At 53.2% G+C, this 15311-nt stretch carries 12 protein-coding genes; 7 read left to right on the top strand and 5 right to left on the bottom strand.

Annotated elements, in window-relative coordinates; translation table 11 throughout:
• Positions 1-115 precede the first annotated feature (115 nt).
• Both folB and bacA read left to right on the top strand, forming a co-directional pair.
• Positions 116-469, top strand: a complete 354-nt coding sequence (gene folB, locus NXT09_RS06795) for a bifunctional dihydroneopterin aldolase/7,8-dihydroneopterin epimerase (RefSeq protein WP_010287496.1) — start codon at positions 116-118, stop codon at positions 467-469.
• Positions 470-617: 148 nt separating this feature from the next.
• Positions 618-1436 (top strand): undecaprenyl-diphosphate phosphatase, encoded by an 819-nt coding sequence (gene bacA, locus NXT09_RS06790; RefSeq protein ID WP_205551461.1) that lies wholly within the window; start codon positions 618-620, stop codon positions 1434-1436.
• Positions 1437-1505: 69 nt separating this feature from the next.
• Here the strand turns inward: bacA and NXT09_RS06785 are convergent, their stop codons facing one another.
• Both NXT09_RS06785 and NXT09_RS06780 read right to left on the bottom strand, forming a co-directional pair.
• Positions 1506-2750, bottom strand: a complete 1245-nt coding sequence (locus NXT09_RS06785) for a multifunctional CCA addition/repair protein (protein WP_268579232.1) — start codon at positions 2748-2750, stop codon at positions 1506-1508.
• Between the two features lie 108 nt (positions 2751-2858).
• Complete coding sequence (locus NXT09_RS06780; protein ID WP_010287218.1) at positions 2859-3479, bottom strand: TIGR04211 family SH3 domain-containing protein; 621 nt, start codon at positions 3477-3479, stop codon at positions 2859-2861.
• A 321-nt stretch (positions 3480-3800) separates the two neighbouring features.
• On the opposite strand from NXT09_RS06780, the gene NXT09_RS06775 reads away from it, so the two are divergent.
• From NXT09_RS06775 to NXT09_RS06755, 5 genes are all read left to right on the top strand, one after another.
• Complete coding sequence (locus NXT09_RS06775; RefSeq protein WP_268579231.1) at positions 3801-5138, top strand: CYTH domain-containing protein; 1338 nt, start codon at positions 3801-3803, stop codon at positions 5136-5138.
• Between the two features lie 52 nt (positions 5139-5190).
• Entirely contained in the window at positions 5191-8046 is a 2856-nt protein-coding gene (gene glnE, locus NXT09_RS06770; RefSeq protein ID WP_268579230.1) for a bifunctional [glutamate--ammonia ligase]-adenylyl-L-tyrosine phosphorylase/[glutamate--ammonia-ligase] adenylyltransferase, read from the top strand.
• Positions 8047-8165: 119 nt separating this feature from the next.
• The gene (hldE, locus tag NXT09_RS06765; protein ID WP_205551454.1) at positions 8166-9602 is read left to right on the top strand and encodes a bifunctional D-glycero-beta-D-manno-heptose-7-phosphate kinase/D-glycero-beta-D-manno-heptose 1-phosphate adenylyltransferase HldE; all 1437 of its coding nucleotides are present in this window, start codon (positions 8166-8168) and stop codon (positions 9600-9602) included.
• Positions 9603-9738: 136 nt separating this feature from the next.
• On the top strand, positions 9739-11793 hold the full coding sequence (gene ligA, locus NXT09_RS06760) for an NAD-dependent DNA ligase LigA (RefSeq protein ID WP_268579229.1): 2055 nt from the start codon (positions 9739-9741) through the stop codon (positions 11791-11793).
• Positions 11794-11797: 4 nt separating this feature from the next.
• Positions 11798-12019, top strand: coding sequence for a DUF3820 family protein (locus NXT09_RS06755; RefSeq protein WP_039486232.1), 222 nt, complete (start codon positions 11798-11800; stop codon positions 12017-12019).
• Positions 12020-12109: 90 nt separating this feature from the next.
• Here NXT09_RS06755 and NXT09_RS06750 read toward each other — a convergent pair whose 3' ends face one another.
• The 3 genes from NXT09_RS06750 to NXT09_RS06740 form a co-directional block, all read right to left on the bottom strand.
• Positions 12110-12466 carry a FlxA-like family protein gene (locus tag NXT09_RS06750; RefSeq protein ID WP_268579228.1) on the bottom strand — a complete coding sequence of 119 codons (357 nt, stop codon included), beginning with the start codon at positions 12464-12466 and terminating at the stop codon, positions 12110-12112.
• A gap of 323 nt (positions 12467-12789) precedes the next feature.
• Complete coding sequence (locus NXT09_RS06745; protein ID WP_268579227.1) at positions 12790-13215, bottom strand: FlxA-like family protein; 426 nt, start codon at positions 13213-13215, stop codon at positions 12790-12792.
• 168 nt (positions 13216-13383) lie between these two features.
• Positions 13384-14919, bottom strand: a complete 1536-nt coding sequence (locus tag NXT09_RS06740; protein WP_268579226.1) for a methyl-accepting chemotaxis protein — start codon at positions 14917-14919, stop codon at positions 13384-13386.
• Positions 14920-15311 lie beyond the last annotated feature (392 nt).

Raw genomic sequence — 15311 nt, 5'->3', positions numbered from 1 at the left:
TTAGTTTGTATAGAGAGACGTTTAATAAGGGTCGTTTTACTCTTCTCATCTGTGGATAATACGCACATTCCGTCGGAAGTGGTATCCGACAGCGACAAAAACAGAGAATGGCGTGATGGATATCGTATTTATTGAAGAACTTACTGTAATCACCACTATTGGTGTTTACGATTGGGAACAGACCATCCAGCAGAAACTGGTGTTCGATATCGAAATGGGCTGGGATAACCGTCAGGCAGCTGCCAGTGACGATGTGAATGACTGCCTGAGCTATGCCGATGTCAGCGAGGCGGTGATTGCCCACGTGGCAAACCAGCGCTTTGCTCTGGTGGAACGCGTTGCCGAAGAAGTCGCACACATGCTGATGCAGCGCTTCTCGATCCCTTGGCTGCGGATCAAGCTCAGCAAGCCGGGTGCCGTCGCACAGGCACGTCAAGTAGGCGTCATCATTGAGCGCGGTACACGATAAATCTGATTTAACAGAATAAATACTGATTTACGTGCAACTAAACCGTAACCCAAATAGTCTATAAGCCAGTTATAGCGGCTCGCGGAAGTACGCAGCCGCTTTTTTGTGCGCTGCATTTTTCGTTTTTATTAGAGGCAAGGATTTTTAGATGACTGACCTGCATTCATTGCTAATCGCATTTATTCTTGGCGTGGTTGAAGGACTGACCGAGTTTTTGCCCGTATCGTCTACGGGGCATATGATTATCGTTGGTCATTGGTTAGGGTTTGCTGATGAGAAAGCCAAGACGTTTGAAGTTATCATTCAGCTTGGCTCGATTCTGGCCGTTGTCGTGATGTTCTGGCGCCGCCTCTTTGGTCTGATAGGGATTCACTTCGGAGAAGTTCCACACGAGGGACAAACCTCTGGGCGTCTGAAACTGACGCACATCTTGCTGGCAATGATTCCTGCCGTGGTGCTTGGTCTGATTTTTCATGACGTCATCAAGTCGCTGTTTTATCCGCAGAACGTGATGTATGCGCTGGTGATCGGTGGCTTCCTGCTGTTAGCGGCGGAATGGTTCAAGCCAAAACAGCCGCGTGCTGTCGGGCTGGATGACATCACGCATCGTCAGGCATTTATGATTGGCTGTTTTCAATGTCTGGCGCTGTGGCCCGGCTTTTCACGTTCAGGGGCGACCATTTCCGGCGGGATGCTGATGGGCGTCAGCCGCTATGCCGCTTCTGAGTTCTCTTTTATTCTGGCGGTTCCCATGATGATGGGCGCGACCGTTCTGGATCTGTATAAAAGCTGGCATTTCCTGTCGCTGGCCGATGTGCCGATGTTTGCCGTTGGTTTCGTGACGGCCTTTATCGTGGCGCTGATTGCGATTAAAACCTTCCTGAAAATCATCAAACGCATCTCGTTTGTCCCGTTCGCGATTTACCGTTTTATCGTCGCGGGCGTGGTTTACATGGTGTTTATGTAAGACTGAGAACGTCGATTTTAGGTCGACCGTGATAGAGAAGAGGCCACGCATTAGCGTGGCCTCTTTGTTTCAGGACGCGCCTGATGAATCTGGCTGCTGTGCTTTCCAGTCTGCCAGTGCATGAATGCGGCGGCGTGCCAGTTCGTTACGCACGTCAATGCCCTTAAATCCATCGGCGACGACATCCGCACTGCTGACCTGGCTGGCGACGCGGAAGGCTTCACGCAGATAGTCGCCTTGTGGATACGGGTTCTCTTCAAAACCGGCACGGCCTCTGGCATCGGCTTCGCTCGTGAGCGCTAACTGCTCCAGACGCTGTGGCTTGCGCCAGACGTCAATCGCATCAAATAACTTCAGCAGGGTTTTGGGTTGCAGTACCTGCACGGTATGAACCAGATCATGATATTCCGCAACCAGCTTTGCCAAATCGCGAATCGGGTTAGGGATGCGCAGGCGCTGGCACAGTGCTTCAACCAATTTGACACCCGCCGGGCCATGCCCGTGATGACGCGGCCAGAGTTCAGGCGGCGTCAGCCCTTTTCCTAAATCGTGGCACAGCGTAGCAAAACGTACGTCAATCTCAGGGCTGAGACGAGCAGCCATCGCCACTGTCATCATGGTATGAATGCCGGTATCGATTTCCGGGTGCCATTTAGCGGGGGCGGGCACGCCGTACAGGTTATCGATTTCAGCGAACAGCACGGCCAGCGCGCCGCAGTCTCGCAGCACCTGAAAATAGACATCTGGCGACGAGGTACCGAGCGCTTTTTCCGTCTCTTTCCAGACGCGCTCTGGCGTCAGGTAAGCCAGTTCGCCCTCATGCGCCATTTTTTGCATCAGCGCCATGGTTTCTTCGGCAATCTGGAAGCCGAGATGCGCAAAACGCGCGGCAAAACGGGCGACGCGCAGCACCCGTAACGGATCTTCGCTGAATGCGTCGGAGACGTGGCGTAGCACGCGATTCTCAAGATCGCGACGACCGTGATAAGGATCGATAAGGTCGCCTTGCTCGGTGCGGGCAATGGCATTGATGGTCAAATCGCGGCGCAGCAAATCCTGCTCTAACGTGACATCGGGTGCGGCATGACAGACAAACCCAGTATAGCCTTTGCCAGATTTGCGTTCGGTGCGCGCGAGAGCGTATTCATCGCGGCTAACGGGGTGTAAGAAGACGGGGAAATCCTTTCCAACCTGCTGGTAGCCCTGCGAGAGCAGGTTCTCCGGCGTCGCGCCGACCACCACCCAATCTTTCTCGGTGACGGGTAAACCCAGCAGGCTGTCCCGAACAGCGCCGCCGACAAGGTAAATCTTCAACGTCGGGCTCCTGAATCAATAACCAATACTTCATTACATACTACCATCTTTGCGCCGCTACGTTGGCTGCAAAGAAAAATGCCTGCAAGAAGCAGGCACATGTTCTGATTAGCTCATCCAACGGTCATTTTTCTTTTTGCGGGGGATGATGTGCGGCAACAGCAGACCTAGCAGCAAGCCTATGCCAGCAACGCCGCCGCCATACATAAACCACTGTAGAATGATGGTGCGCTGCTTATCATCAAGTTGGACATTCGCCGCGCTGACTTTCTTCTGCGCAACGATAAGCTGATTTTTCAGATCCTGATTTTCCTGGCGTAATCCATTGATAACACTATCGCTGGCAGCGACTTTCTGCTGCATATCAGCGGTACGCTGGTTCCAGGTCTGATCGATATTATTCAGTTTGTCAGTCAGGTCTTTAACCTGATTTTCCAGCTCCGGCACCCGCGTGCGCAGGCTCGGCGTATTGCTAAGCTGGTCGAGAGGAATCCAGGTGGTGCGGTTTTTGTCATCACGGATCTGCGCATAGCCCGCGTTCTCATTAACGCTGAGTAACGTGACCTCTGCACCTGCATTCAGTGTGCCGACGATACGATATTGATTGCCAGGGCCGCTGTGGACATACGTCAATAACTCATCGGAAATGTAGCGTTTTTCTTCCGCCTGTGCGGTCCAGCTCAGCGTGAGAGAAAATAAAGTAAAACAGAGTAAGCCTAATTTCTGCATAAGATCATCATGTTGCGTTAATGGTGGTCCGATAGTAGAGGCTTAAGTCTGACGAGGCAATGTATAAACCGAAATGAGAACAGTCTTAGAACCTCCCCATTAGAGCTATTTCACACCAATAATGCCTACTGGGATAGGTTGTTAGAAGGCGGCAGGCAGCCTGTTTAAGCGGGGGAAAGCGGTGTCACTGATAGCAGGTTTGCATAAGAAATGCGCGCTTGTTCGCAGGTGAAAAAGAGTGTGTGCGGTAAGAGTAGTAAGCTGAAGTAAAATGTTATTTACTGACATGATAATGAACGTGGTCTTGGTGTTGTGAATGCTATGAGTGAAGAAATTGAGCTGAAGTTTATTGTTCATCCCGACAGCGTTGAATCGCTGCTGACGCAACTGGCTGACTGGGAAAGTGATTACAGTCAGTATGAGCACATGCGTGCTCAGCGTCTGAGCAATACCTATTATGAAACGGCGGATAATTACCTGCGTCGCAATGGCATCGGCCTGCGTATTCGTGGCGAAAATGAACGCTACGAAATGACGGCGAAAACGGCTGGTAAGGTGATTGGCGGGCTGCATCAACACCCAGAATATAACGTTGAGCTGGAGAAAGCTGAGTTGGATCTCAGCCTGTTTCCTGCGGAAGTCTGGCCGGAAGATTGCGATGTTGTGGAACTGCGATCCTCGCTCAATCCGCTGTTTAGTACGGATTTTACGCGTGAAAAGTGGGTGTTTACTTACTATCAAAGCGTGATTGAGGTTGCCTTAGATCGCGGTGAGATTCGTGCAGGCGACTTGAGTGAACCGCTGTGCGAATTGGAGATGGAACTTAAGATTGGGCAGACCACCCATCTGCTGGAGCTGGCAAAGGAAATCGCAGAGTTTGGTGGTATGCGCCAAGGCAGCCTGAGTAAGGCGGCGCGCGGATATCATCTGGCTAAAGGTAATCCCGTTCGCGAGTGTCAGCCTCTCACTCGATTGGTTGTGGATCCAAAAACCAATATCGATCAGGCCATCCGCGCAGCGCTGGAGCTGGGGTTGAGTCACTGGCAATACCACGAAGAACTGTGGGTAAGAGGGAATGCCTCTGCCCGTGAAGCCCTGCCAGAGGCCAGCGCGATGATGCGCGAAATGCTGGTGCTGGTGGGAGGTGTCGTGTTACGCAAGGTCACCACGCTTTTTCGCTCTGCACTCGCCACTCTGGAGGCTCGGCTACAAAGCTCCGACGGTGCGGAAGTGTGCTACAGCGTCGACTATCTGCAAAGTAAGTTGGTACTGACTTCTTGGCTGGTTGAGTCTGGCTGGCGTGACCATATGGATAATAAAGATCGCATTAAACTACAGGGTTCGTTCAAACGCTTTGCCGACATTATGCTAAGCCGTAGCACCGCGGATCTGAAAAGCGCCTTTTCTTCTAAATTGACGGAAGCGCAGTACGAACAGCAAATCCCTCGTCTGCAACGGAATATCTACGCGTTTCTTCTCTTATCCAGCGCTTATCCGGCGGAGCAGGTGGAAACCTACATTTCACACTGGCGGGCGTTACTCCAGGAAATTGAGCGGCTCGCTGCCGGGCAGGCTCCTTCTGCCTATCTGGAAGCCTACCGTAAAGAGGTGCTGAACTTGTCTCCGTTCTGGCTACATAGCGGCGGACCATCACAGTAACCGTTAACTGCCGCTTGTCAGTGAGGATAGGCGGCGCATCAAGGGAACCCCCATGTCGATACTTCCTTTGCCCGCTTTACCTGTGCTTCTGACGGAACAATCTCAGCGTGCTCTGTCGCGTTTGCGGGAAGCCGCACCTGATGAACCGATAACCGACAGTGACTCTGCTGTTCTGGCATTGAGCGATTTTGTCAGCGATGCGCTTGCACTGCATCCTGACTGGTGGCAAGGGATTCATCAGCAACCGCCGCAGCCCGAAGAGTGGCAGCATTACGCTGACTGGTTGAATAACGCGCTGGTCGATATTAACGATGAAAATGCGTTGATGGCGGCATTGCGCCGGTTTCGTCGCCATATGCTGACGCGAATTGCGTGGTCGCAGGCGCTGCAAACCAGTACCACGGAACACACGCTGCGTCAGTTGAGTGAACTGGCAGAAGTGGTGATCGTGGCGGCCAGAAGCTGGCTATATCAGGCCTGTTGTCGCGAGTGGGGCACACCTTGCAATGCGCAGGGCGTGGCTCAGCCTCTGCTGATTCTTGGCATGGGAAAACTGGGTGGGGGAGAACTTAACTTCTCTTCGGATATCGACCTGATCTTCGTCTATCCCGAAAATGGTCATACGCAAGGCGGACGACGCGAGCTGGATAACGCGCAGTTCTTCACGCGTCTGGGACAGCGGCTCATTAAGGTACTGGATCAGCCGACCGTTGATGGTTTTGTTTATCGCGTGGATATGCGGCTACGTCCCTTTGGTGACAGCGGCCCGCTGGTGCTCAGCTTTGCGGCCATGGAAGATTACTATCAGGAACAAGGCCGCGACTGGGAACGCTATGCGATGGTCAAAGCGCGCCTGATGGGAGGAATGGACGATGCCTACAGTCAGGAACTGCGCAGTACGCTGAAGCCCTTTGTCTTCCGTCGCTATATCGATTTCAGCGTGATCCAGTCGCTGCGAAATATGAAGAGCATGATTGCCCGCGAAGTGCGTCGCCGGGATCTGCGCAATAACATCAAGCTGGGTGCGGGCGGCATTCGTGAAATCGAATTTATCACGCAGGTTTTCCAACTGATTCGTGGCGGGCGTGAACCAGGATTGCAGGGGCGCTCGCTGCTGCCTACGCTCCAGCATGTCGGCACTCTGGGATTATTAACGCCGCAGCAGGTGCTCGATCTCAGTACTTCTTATCTGTTTCTGCGCCGTTTAGAGAACCTGTTGCAGGCGATTGCCGATGAGCAGACGCAAACCTTGCCGGGTGATGAGCTGAATCAGCAGCGGCTGGCATGGGGAATGGGTTTCGATAACTGGGACGCGCTGCAATCCATGCTGGAACAGCATATGCAGGCGGTGCGCCATGTATTTGATGACCTGATTGGCGATGATGCGCCGGACAATAATGACATCCCTGAACATAGCAGCTATAGCAGCCTATGGCAGGACACGCTGGATGATGGCGAGCTGGCTCCGCTGACGCCGCATCTCTCGGAAAACGTGCGTGAAAAGCTGATGCGGACGATTGTGGAGTTCCGCCACGATGTGGCGAAACGCACGATAGGGCCGCGCGGGCGAGACGTGCTGGATCAGCTCATGCCGTGTTTGCTGGCGGAAGTCTGCGCTCGTCAGGAAGCAGATACGGTGCTGTCTCGTCTGACGCCGCTGCTGCTGGGGATCGTCACACGCACCACCTATCTCGAACTGCTGCTGGAGTCTCGTGCGGCGCTCGGCCAACTGATTCGCCTGTGCGCGGCGTCGCCAATGGTTGCCAGCCAACTGGCGCGCTATCCCCTGCTGCTGGATGAACTGCTCGATGCGTCAACGCTGTATCAGCCGACGGCACCGGGTGCGTATGCCGATGAGCTACGTCAGTATTTGATGCGCGTTCCTGAGGATGATGAAGAACAGCAGTTAGAAGCGGTTCGCCAGTTCAAGCAGTCGCAGCAGCTACGCATCGCCGCAGGGGATATCGGCTGCGTACTGCCCGTGATGAAAGTGAGCGATCACTTAACGTATTTGGCGGAAGCGATTATCGCGGCGGTGGTTCAGCAGGCGTGGGGACAGATGGTAGCGCGCTATGGCCAACCGTCCCATTTGCAGCACCGTGAAGGCCGTGGGTTTGCCGTTATTGCCTATGGCAAACTTGGCGGCTGGGAGCTGGGATATAGCTCCGATCTGGATTTGGTATTCTTGCTGGATTGTCCCTCAGACGTGATGACGGATGGTGAGCGCAGTATTGATGGTCGTCAGTTTTACCTGCGCCTTGCACAGCGAGTGATGCATCTGTTTAGCACCCGGACGTCATCAGGCATTTTATATGAAGTGGATGCCCGTCTGCGGCCATCGGGCGCGGCGGGGATGCTGGTGAGTACGGTAGAAGCGTTTGATGAGTATCAGCGCAATGAGGCATGGACGTGGGAGCATCAGGCGCTGGTGCGCGCGCGTATGGTGTACGGCGAAAGCGGCGTGCAGCAGACCTTTGAATCTATTCGCCGCAGCATTCTGTGCGCCGAGCGTGACGCGGAGACGCTGCGAACCGAAGTGCGAGAAATGCGGGAAAAAATGCGTCAGCATCTGGCGAACAAAGATAAAGCACTCTTTGACATCAAAACGGATGCGGGCGGTATTACGGATATCGAATTCATTGCCCAATATCTGATGCTGCGTTACGCCGCTCAGGAACCGCGTTTGACCCGTTGGTCAGACAATGTGCGTATTCTGGAACTGATGGCGCAATATGGCGTGATGGAAGAGAGCGAAGCCAACGCGCTCAAGCTGGCCTACGTCACCATGCGCAATGAACTGCACCATCTGGCTTTGCAAGAGCTGTCCGGTCGGGTCAGCAAGGATCGGTTTGTTGCGGAGCGGGAGCAGGTGCTGGTGAGTTGGAATAAGTGGCTGGTGGGAGCGTAAGTTCCTTCTATCTATTGGTCAAATGTGTCGTGCGGTTTAGAGCCGCGCGGCAGTGGCGTGTATGATACGTGCCTATGATATTATTACGCGCATTATGCGAAATAAGCCTGGAGTAGAGGATGAAAGTGACGCTGCCTGATTTCCGTCAAGCGGGTGTGTTAGTGGTGGGTGATGTCATGCTGGATCGTTACTGGTATGGGCCGACCAGCCGAATTTCACCGGAGGCACCGGTGCCTGTGGTCAAGGTGGATACGATCGAAGAGCGCCCCGGCGGCGCGGCGAACGTCGCCATGAACATCGCTGCATTGGGCGCGGGGTCGCGTCTGGTGGGGTTAACGGGCATTGATGATGCTGCTCGCGCACTGAATGCCAAACTTGGCGAAGTGAATGTGAAGTGTGACTTTGTCGCGGTTCCTACGCATCCGACGATCACCAAGCTGCGCGTGCTGTCGCGTAATCAGCAGTTGATCCGACTGGATTTCGAAGAGGGATTTGAAGGGATTGATCCTCAGCCGATCATCGAGCGTATTCAACTGGCGCTGCCAAAAATTGGCGCGCTGGTGCTGTCTGACTATGCGAAAGGCGCATTAGCGCATGTGCAAACCATGATTCAGACGGCAAAAGCGGCTGGCGTTCCGGTGTTGATCGACCCGAAAGGCACGGATTTTGCCCGTTACCGTGGCGCGACGTTGCTGACGCCAAACCTGTCTGAGTTTGAAGCGGTGGCAGGGCGTTGCAAAACGGAAGACGAGCTGGTTGAGCGCGGTATGCAACTGGTGGCCGATTACGATCTGTCCGCGTTGCTGATTACCCGTTCCGAGCAAGGGATGACGCTGCTACAGCCGGGCAAAGCACCGCTGCATTTGCCGACGCAGGCGCAGGAAGTGTACGACGTGACCGGTGCGGGCGATACCGTAATCGGTGTGTTGGCCGCTGCGCTGGCGGCAGGCAACCCGCTGGAAGAGGCCTGTTTCCTGGCGAATGCCGCCGCAGGCGTCGTCGTCGGCAAGCTGGGTACGTCTACGGTCACGCCGATTGAATTGGAAAATGCTATCCGCGGCCGTGCCGACACCGGATTTGGTGTAATGACCGAAGAACAGCTGAAGCATGCCGTTGAACTGGCGCGTCAGCGTGGCGAAAAGATCGTGATGACCAACGGCTGCTTCGATATTCTGCACGCCGGACACGTGTCTTACTTGGCAAACGCCCGCAAACTTGGCGACAGATTAATTGTTGCGGTAAACAGCGATGCCTCAACCAAGCGTCTGAAGGGGCCGACTCGTCCCGTCAACCCGCTGCCGCAGCGGATGATCGTGCTGGGTGCACTGGAAGCCGTCGACTGGGTCGTGCCGTTTGAAGAAGATACGCCGCAGCGCCTGATTGCCAGCATTCTGCCGGACATTCTGGTGAAAGGCGGAGACTACCAGCCACATGAAATCGCCGGTAGTGAAGAAGTCTGGGCCAACGGCGGTGAAGTGAAAGTCCTGAACTTTGAGGACGGCTGTTCCACGACGAACATCATCAACACGATTAAAGCCAACACGTCTAAATCTTAAATGAAATAAAACTGACGGTGCTCGAAAGGTTTCGGCGCCGTTAGTCCGCAAGCTAATGATTCTCGCTCTGGTACATCACGGGCGAGAATCATAACAATCACGACGCCGACAGGGCGACACGTCAGATAAAACAGGTATGAAACCAGTGAAGAAAGAACCAGCCGAAGTGAATGCGGCCGCACTGCGGGTAGCGGAGTTGCGCCGGGTCTTACGCCATCACGAATACAAATATCACGTTGAAGATGCGCCCGAAATTCCTGATATCGAATATGACAAACTCATGCAGGAACTGAAAGCGTTAGAGGCGGATCACCCCGAGTTGGTGACCAGCGATTCTCCCACGCAGCGCGTGGGTGCGGCACCGCTGGCGGCATTTGAGCAGGTACGCCATGAAGTGCCGATGTTATCGCTGGATAACGTCTTTGATGAGGAAAGCTATCTGGCCTTCAGCAAGCGAATTGGCGACAGGCTGAAGAACGGTGACGATCTGACCTTCTGCTGCGAGCTGAAACTGGATGGCTTAGCCGTCAGCCTGTTATATGAAGACGGTGTTCTGGTGCAGGCGGCCACGCGCGGAGATGGCACGACCGGGGAAAATATCACCAGTAACATCCGTACCGTTGCAGCGATTCCACTGCGCCTTGAGGGTGACAATATTCCGCGCCGTGTTGAAGTACGCGGTGAAGTGTTTATGAAGCACAGCGGTTTTGAAAAGCTGAACGAAGAGGCTCGCCGTACGGGGAGTAAAGTGTTTGCCAACCCGCGTAACGCTGCCGCCGGATCGCTGCGCCAGCTTGACCCGCGCATTACGGCTAAGCGTCCGCTGACCTTCTTCTGCTATGGCGTCGGTCTGCTGGAAGGCGGTGAGTTGCCCGCCAGCCACTGGGAGCGACTGATGCAGTTCAAGAATTGGGGACTGCCGGTTAGCGACAGAATTAAGCTGTGCACTGGTCCGGCCGAGGTACTCGATTTTTATCGTAAGGTTGAGCAGACACGTAGCGCGTTAGGCTTTGATATCGATGGCGTGGTTGTCAAAGTTGACTCTCTGGAACTGCAGGAACGGTTAGGGTTCGTTGCCCGTGCGCCTCGCTGGGCGGTGGCTTTTAAATTCCCGGCGCAGGAACAGCTGACTTGGGTGCGCGATGTCGAGTTTCAGGTTGGGCGGACAGGCGCAATCACGCCCGTTGCGCGTCTGGAGCCGGTCGCCGTGGCTGGGGTTATCGTCAGCAACGCCACGCTGCATAATGCGGATGAAATTGAGCGGCTAGGTTTGCAGATTGGCGATCGCGTCATTGTGCGTAGAGCGGGGGATGTGATCCCGCAGATCGTCGGCATCGTGGAATCTGAGCGGCCAGAAACGGTGCGCCCGATCGTTTTCCCGGCAGCCTGTCCCGTGTGTGGATCTGACGTTGAACGCGTAGAGGGCGAGGCCGTCACGCGCTGTACCGGTGGCCTGATCTGCGGTGCCCAGCGCAAAGAGGCACTGAAGCATTTTGTTTCTCGTCGCGCATTGGACGTGGAAGGCATGGGCGATAAGATCATCGATCAACTGGTGGAAAAAGAGTACGTCAAGACGCCAGCCGATCTGTTTCGTCTGAGCGCTGGGATCATGACGGGGCTGGATCGCATGGGGCCGAAATCCGCGACGAATCTGGTCAATGCGCTAGAAAAGGCGAAAAGTACCACGCTGGCACGTTTCCTCTATGCGTTGGGGATCCGTGACGTTGGCGAATCGACGGCGGCTAATCTGGCTGCTCATTTTGGTTCGCTAGAGGCGCTTTTTGCTGCCGATGAAGACGCGCTGCTGGCGGTGCCGGATGTCGGTAAAGTCGTTGCCGCGCATGTGCGTCATTTCCTTGAGGAAGAGCACAACCAAACCGTGATCCGCGAACTGACCGATCCCGCCGGCATCAACATTCACTGGCCTGAGGTTCAGGTGGTCAATGCGGAAGAGATCGACAGCCCATTTGCGGGGAAAACGGTGGTCTTGACCGGATCGCTAAGTATTCTGTCCCGCGACGAAGCCAAAGATCGGTTAACGGCGTTAGGGGCGAAAGTAAGCGGCAGCGTCTCGAAGAAAACCGATATGGTGATTGCGGGTGAAGCCGCGGGTTCTAAACTGGCGAAGGCGCAGGAACTAGGGATCCCAGTGATCGATGAGGCGGAAATGATCCGACTATTGGGGGCGTAAACGGATGGAAAAAGAAGACCTGATAGACATTGCCACGATGCAGATGCCGTTTGGTAAATACAAAGGGCGAGTGCTGATCGATTTACCGGAAGAGTACCTGCTGTGGTTCTCCCGCAAGGATGAATTTCCTAAAGGTCGCTTAGGGGAATTGATGCAGATTACGCTGGCAATCAAGATAGAAGGTCTGCAAGGGTTGGTTACGCCGCTGAAGCGGTCCCGCTCCTGATTATCATTTCCTGTCGTAACCTCTGACGAAAAAGGTCGCTTCAATGAAGCGACCTTTCACATTGACTAGCTACCCCATCCCTGACGCAGACTACACGTAGATATTAATCTGGTTATCTGCTGTCGGGCGGTTAACGCCTTCTTGTTTAGCACTTTGAGCCGAAGCAGAGGAATCAGACTGCTGTTCCGATTTTTCACTCTGCAAACGGGCAATTTGTGCCTGTAACGCCTGGATCTGCGCTTGAATGGCCTGCTGCTGCTGTTCGATCAGTTTACGTTCTTCGTCGCTTTCTGCGCTGGAAGCGGATTCGGTCAGTTTACTCACCTGTTTGGTAAGCGCCTGAACCTGCTTGGTGAGCTGCGCAATCTGTTGCTCTGAGGTGTTGCTGCTTTTACTGCTGCTTGCCGTGGTTGTCGATACGCTGATACTACTGATGGTGTTTGACATTTTCCCTCCTGAAAAGATGCCGATGTACCCGTCATTCTTCAAGTTGCATGTGCGTTGGCTGCGCTTAGTCACCCGAATCACTTACTTATGTAAGCTCATCGGGACTCCCTCGCTTACCGCCTGCCTGAAACTCGAATTATTTAGGGTTGATACCCGAATGACTTGGGCTAGATGCCTGTGCATCGGCAATTTAAGCACTTTCTCGAAGGGGATATTGTTGGCAATGAAACATGAAATGCTCACTTTCCTGACAGCTCATGTAACAAAATGTATCAGTCAGGAAAGGGAGAAAAAGAAGCAGGGGGATACGCCAGATATTGCAGTTAGACGTAGATATCAACACCGCCTTTTTTGGCTTTATTTACAGTTTGTTGTGATGTTGTTTTTGATGCAGCTTCCATCGCTTTCTTTTCCGCTTCTTCTTTTTGGATGCGGGCAATTTCGGCATAGAGCGCCTGGATTTGTGCCTGAATCATCTGCTGCTGCTGTTTGATGAGTTTACGCTCGTCTTCACTTTGCGCATTGGCGGCCGATGTGCCCAGATCTTTTAGCTTTTTGGTCAGCTGTTTGATCTGATGTTGTATTGCGGCAATTTTTTGTTGAGCAGCACTACTGCCAGAAGGCGCAGCTTTACTATCACTCGTCGATGCAGCCTTACCCTCCGTATTAGATCCAGACTTGCTGGCCGTAGAGGCCGCCGCTACGTTTGATACCGTATTCATTGTAATCCGGCTGATATCATTGGCCATCACTTCCTCCTGAAATAAGTCAATTCTGCAGTGATTATCGGCAGTCTCGCCCTTTTCTTTACGAAAAGCTTACAAAACTACGAGGGGGATATGCGTTTACAGGAGGGAAATAAAGGGGGGCAAGGGGGCTTTTCTACTCCCTTGCCGCAATGGATGAGATGACGTTAGTTAACTACCGTACACGTTAATCGCGCTATTCAGCCGCCTTGCCTGAAGGTTGAGCCCTTCAGCGGCTTCTGTTGAGTGCGTAACCATATCGGTGTTGCGCTGTGTCATTTGTTCTATCTGCGCAATAGAGGTATTGATCAGGCCCAATGCTGAGGTTTGCTCATGCGTTGCGTTGCTGATCTCTTTGATCATGGTGGAGACCTGCAAGACTTCATCAACAATGTCGCTGATATGTTTGCCCGCGTTCTCGACCATTGTGCTGCCCTGTTTCACACTTTCGACGTTGGCATCGATCAGCGCTTTAATCTCTTTGGCCGCAGAAGCGGAATGCTGTGCCAGATTGCGAACCTCAGCGGCCACCACCGCAAATCCGCGCCCCTGTACGCCTGCACGAGCGGCTTCAACGGCCGCATTCAGCGCAAGGATGTTGGTCTGGAAGGCAATACTGTCTATCACGCCAATGATATCAACGATTTTATCGCTGGCGCTGGAGATGGAATCCATCATGCCGATGGTTTCCTTCATGATGTTGCCACCTTTAAGCGCGGTACCGCTGGCGGCTTCTGCCATGATGGTGGCCTGTGCCGCCGTTTCTGCACTTTGCTGCACGGCAACGGTAATTTCTTCAATGGCGGCGGCGGTTTGTTGCAGATTGGCCGATGTTTCTTCCGTGCGGGTATTCAGGTCGACATTGTTTTCCGCCAGCTTATGGCTGACGTTGGTGATGCCGTTTACCTGTGTACTGACGTCGCCGACAAGCGAATGCAGGTTCAGGCCAAACTGGTTAACAGAGCGTAGCAGCAAGCCAATTTCGTCGACCCGGTTCAGGTGGACATGCTTTACTTTACGGCCTGATACCACATGCTGAGCCTGCTTCAGTATCATCCTGATTGGCTGTGCAATTTGCTGTTGCAGAAACTGATCCATGATGACGATGAGTAGTAGCGTCAGTGCCAGCAGCCACAGCGGATTCATACCGCTGAAAGCAAGCAGTGCGGGAATGAGGCCCACCGCTAAGACCGCAATGCGCAGGCGCCAGCGGACTGACAATTTCTGCAAGAGCGACAGTGGCGAAAAGAGTCCGGTGCGAACGACTAATCCTTTGTAGAACTTACGGCTGCCCGCCTGTTTTTTCTGCACGGCGCTATACAGCGCTTCGGCAGACTTGATTTCTTCGGCGTTGGGCGTGTTACGTACCGAAATATAGCCTGCGAGCTGCTCCTGCTGGTAGACCGGCGTAACGTTAGCGCGAACCCAATAGTGATCACCGTTGTTGCGACGATTTTTAACTAACCCAGTCCAGCTATCGCCTTGTTTCAGCGTAAACCACATGTCGGCATAGGCTTCAACGGGCATGTCAGGATGGCGCACAATATTGTGAGGCTGATTGATGAGCTGCTCTTCGGAAAAACCACTAACCGTAATGAAGGCAGAGTTGGCATAGGTAATGTGGCTGTGAATATTTGTCGTGGACATCAATATGGTGTCCATGTCTAACAGATACTCCTGCTGTGTAACAGGTGTATTTAATCTCATTAGAAACCCCGGCGTACGTATCCCGCTCAGTTTCCAGGTTCAGACATGCTGGCCGCTTTTCTCGCCTCAGTCGCTCTGGTTATTACAGAGGCTGAAACGCCGTGTCGCTGCCGAATGGTTCGTCCCGTGAAATCTGTCAGGCATATTGCTGTGTAAATATTCAAGTTATTCAAATGGGTATACTGAAATTTTTTGGGTGACTCGTTCATTTATATAAAATAATTTTATGCATTATTTATAATGATCGGCCTATTTACCCTATATTGTGCGTGATGGCGATTTTGTAACAAATATTTCATCAGTGTTAGCACGCTTTTTCAGCACGCGTAAATTTATGATGAGGGCGATTATCTGTCAATTGATTCATTTTATTAGCAATAAATAATTGGTAA

This window comes from Pectobacterium jejuense (assembly GCF_026800125.1).
GTDB lineage: Bacteria > Pseudomonadota > Gammaproteobacteria > Enterobacterales > Enterobacteriaceae > Pectobacterium > Pectobacterium jejuense.
This window is presented reverse-complemented; position numbering and strand designations above follow the sequence as displayed.

Bases quoted from the DNA above. Each gene is read 5' to 3' on its own strand.
- folB (WP_010287496.1), top strand. From the start codon at position 116: ATGGATATCGTATTTATTGAAGAACTTACTGTAATCACCACTATTGGT.
- bacA (WP_205551461.1), top strand. From the start codon at position 618: ATGACTGACCTGCATTCATTGCTAATCGCATTTATTCTTGGCGTGGTT.
- NXT09_RS06780 (WP_010287218.1), bottom strand. From the start codon at position 3,479: ATGCAGAAATTAGGCTTACTCTGTTTTACTTTATTTTCTCTCACGCTG.
- NXT09_RS06775 (WP_268579231.1), top strand. From the start codon at position 3,801: ATGAGTGAAGAAATTGAGCTGAAGTTTATTGTTCATCCCGACAGCGTT.
- glnE (WP_268579230.1), top strand. From the start codon at position 5,191: ATGTCGATACTTCCTTTGCCCGCTTTACCTGTGCTTCTGACGGAACAA.
- hldE (WP_205551454.1), top strand. From the start codon at position 8,166: ATGAAAGTGACGCTGCCTGATTTCCGTCAAGCGGGTGTGTTAGTGGTG.
- ligA (WP_268579229.1), top strand. From the start codon at position 9,739: ATGAAACCAGTGAAGAAAGAACCAGCCGAAGTGAATGCGGCCGCACTG.
- NXT09_RS06755 (WP_039486232.1), top strand. From the start codon at position 11,798: ATGGAAAAAGAAGACCTGATAGACATTGCCACGATGCAGATGCCGTTT.
- NXT09_RS06750 (WP_268579228.1), bottom strand. From the start codon at position 12,466: ATGTCAAACACCATCAGTAGTATCAGCGTATCGACAACCACGGCAAGC.
- NXT09_RS06745 (WP_268579227.1), bottom strand. From the start codon at position 13,215: ATGGCCAATGATATCAGCCGGATTACAATGAATACGGTATCAAACGTA.
- NXT09_RS06740 (WP_268579226.1), bottom strand. From the start codon at position 14,919: ATGAGATTAAATACACCTGTTACACAGCAGGAGTATCTGTTAGACATG.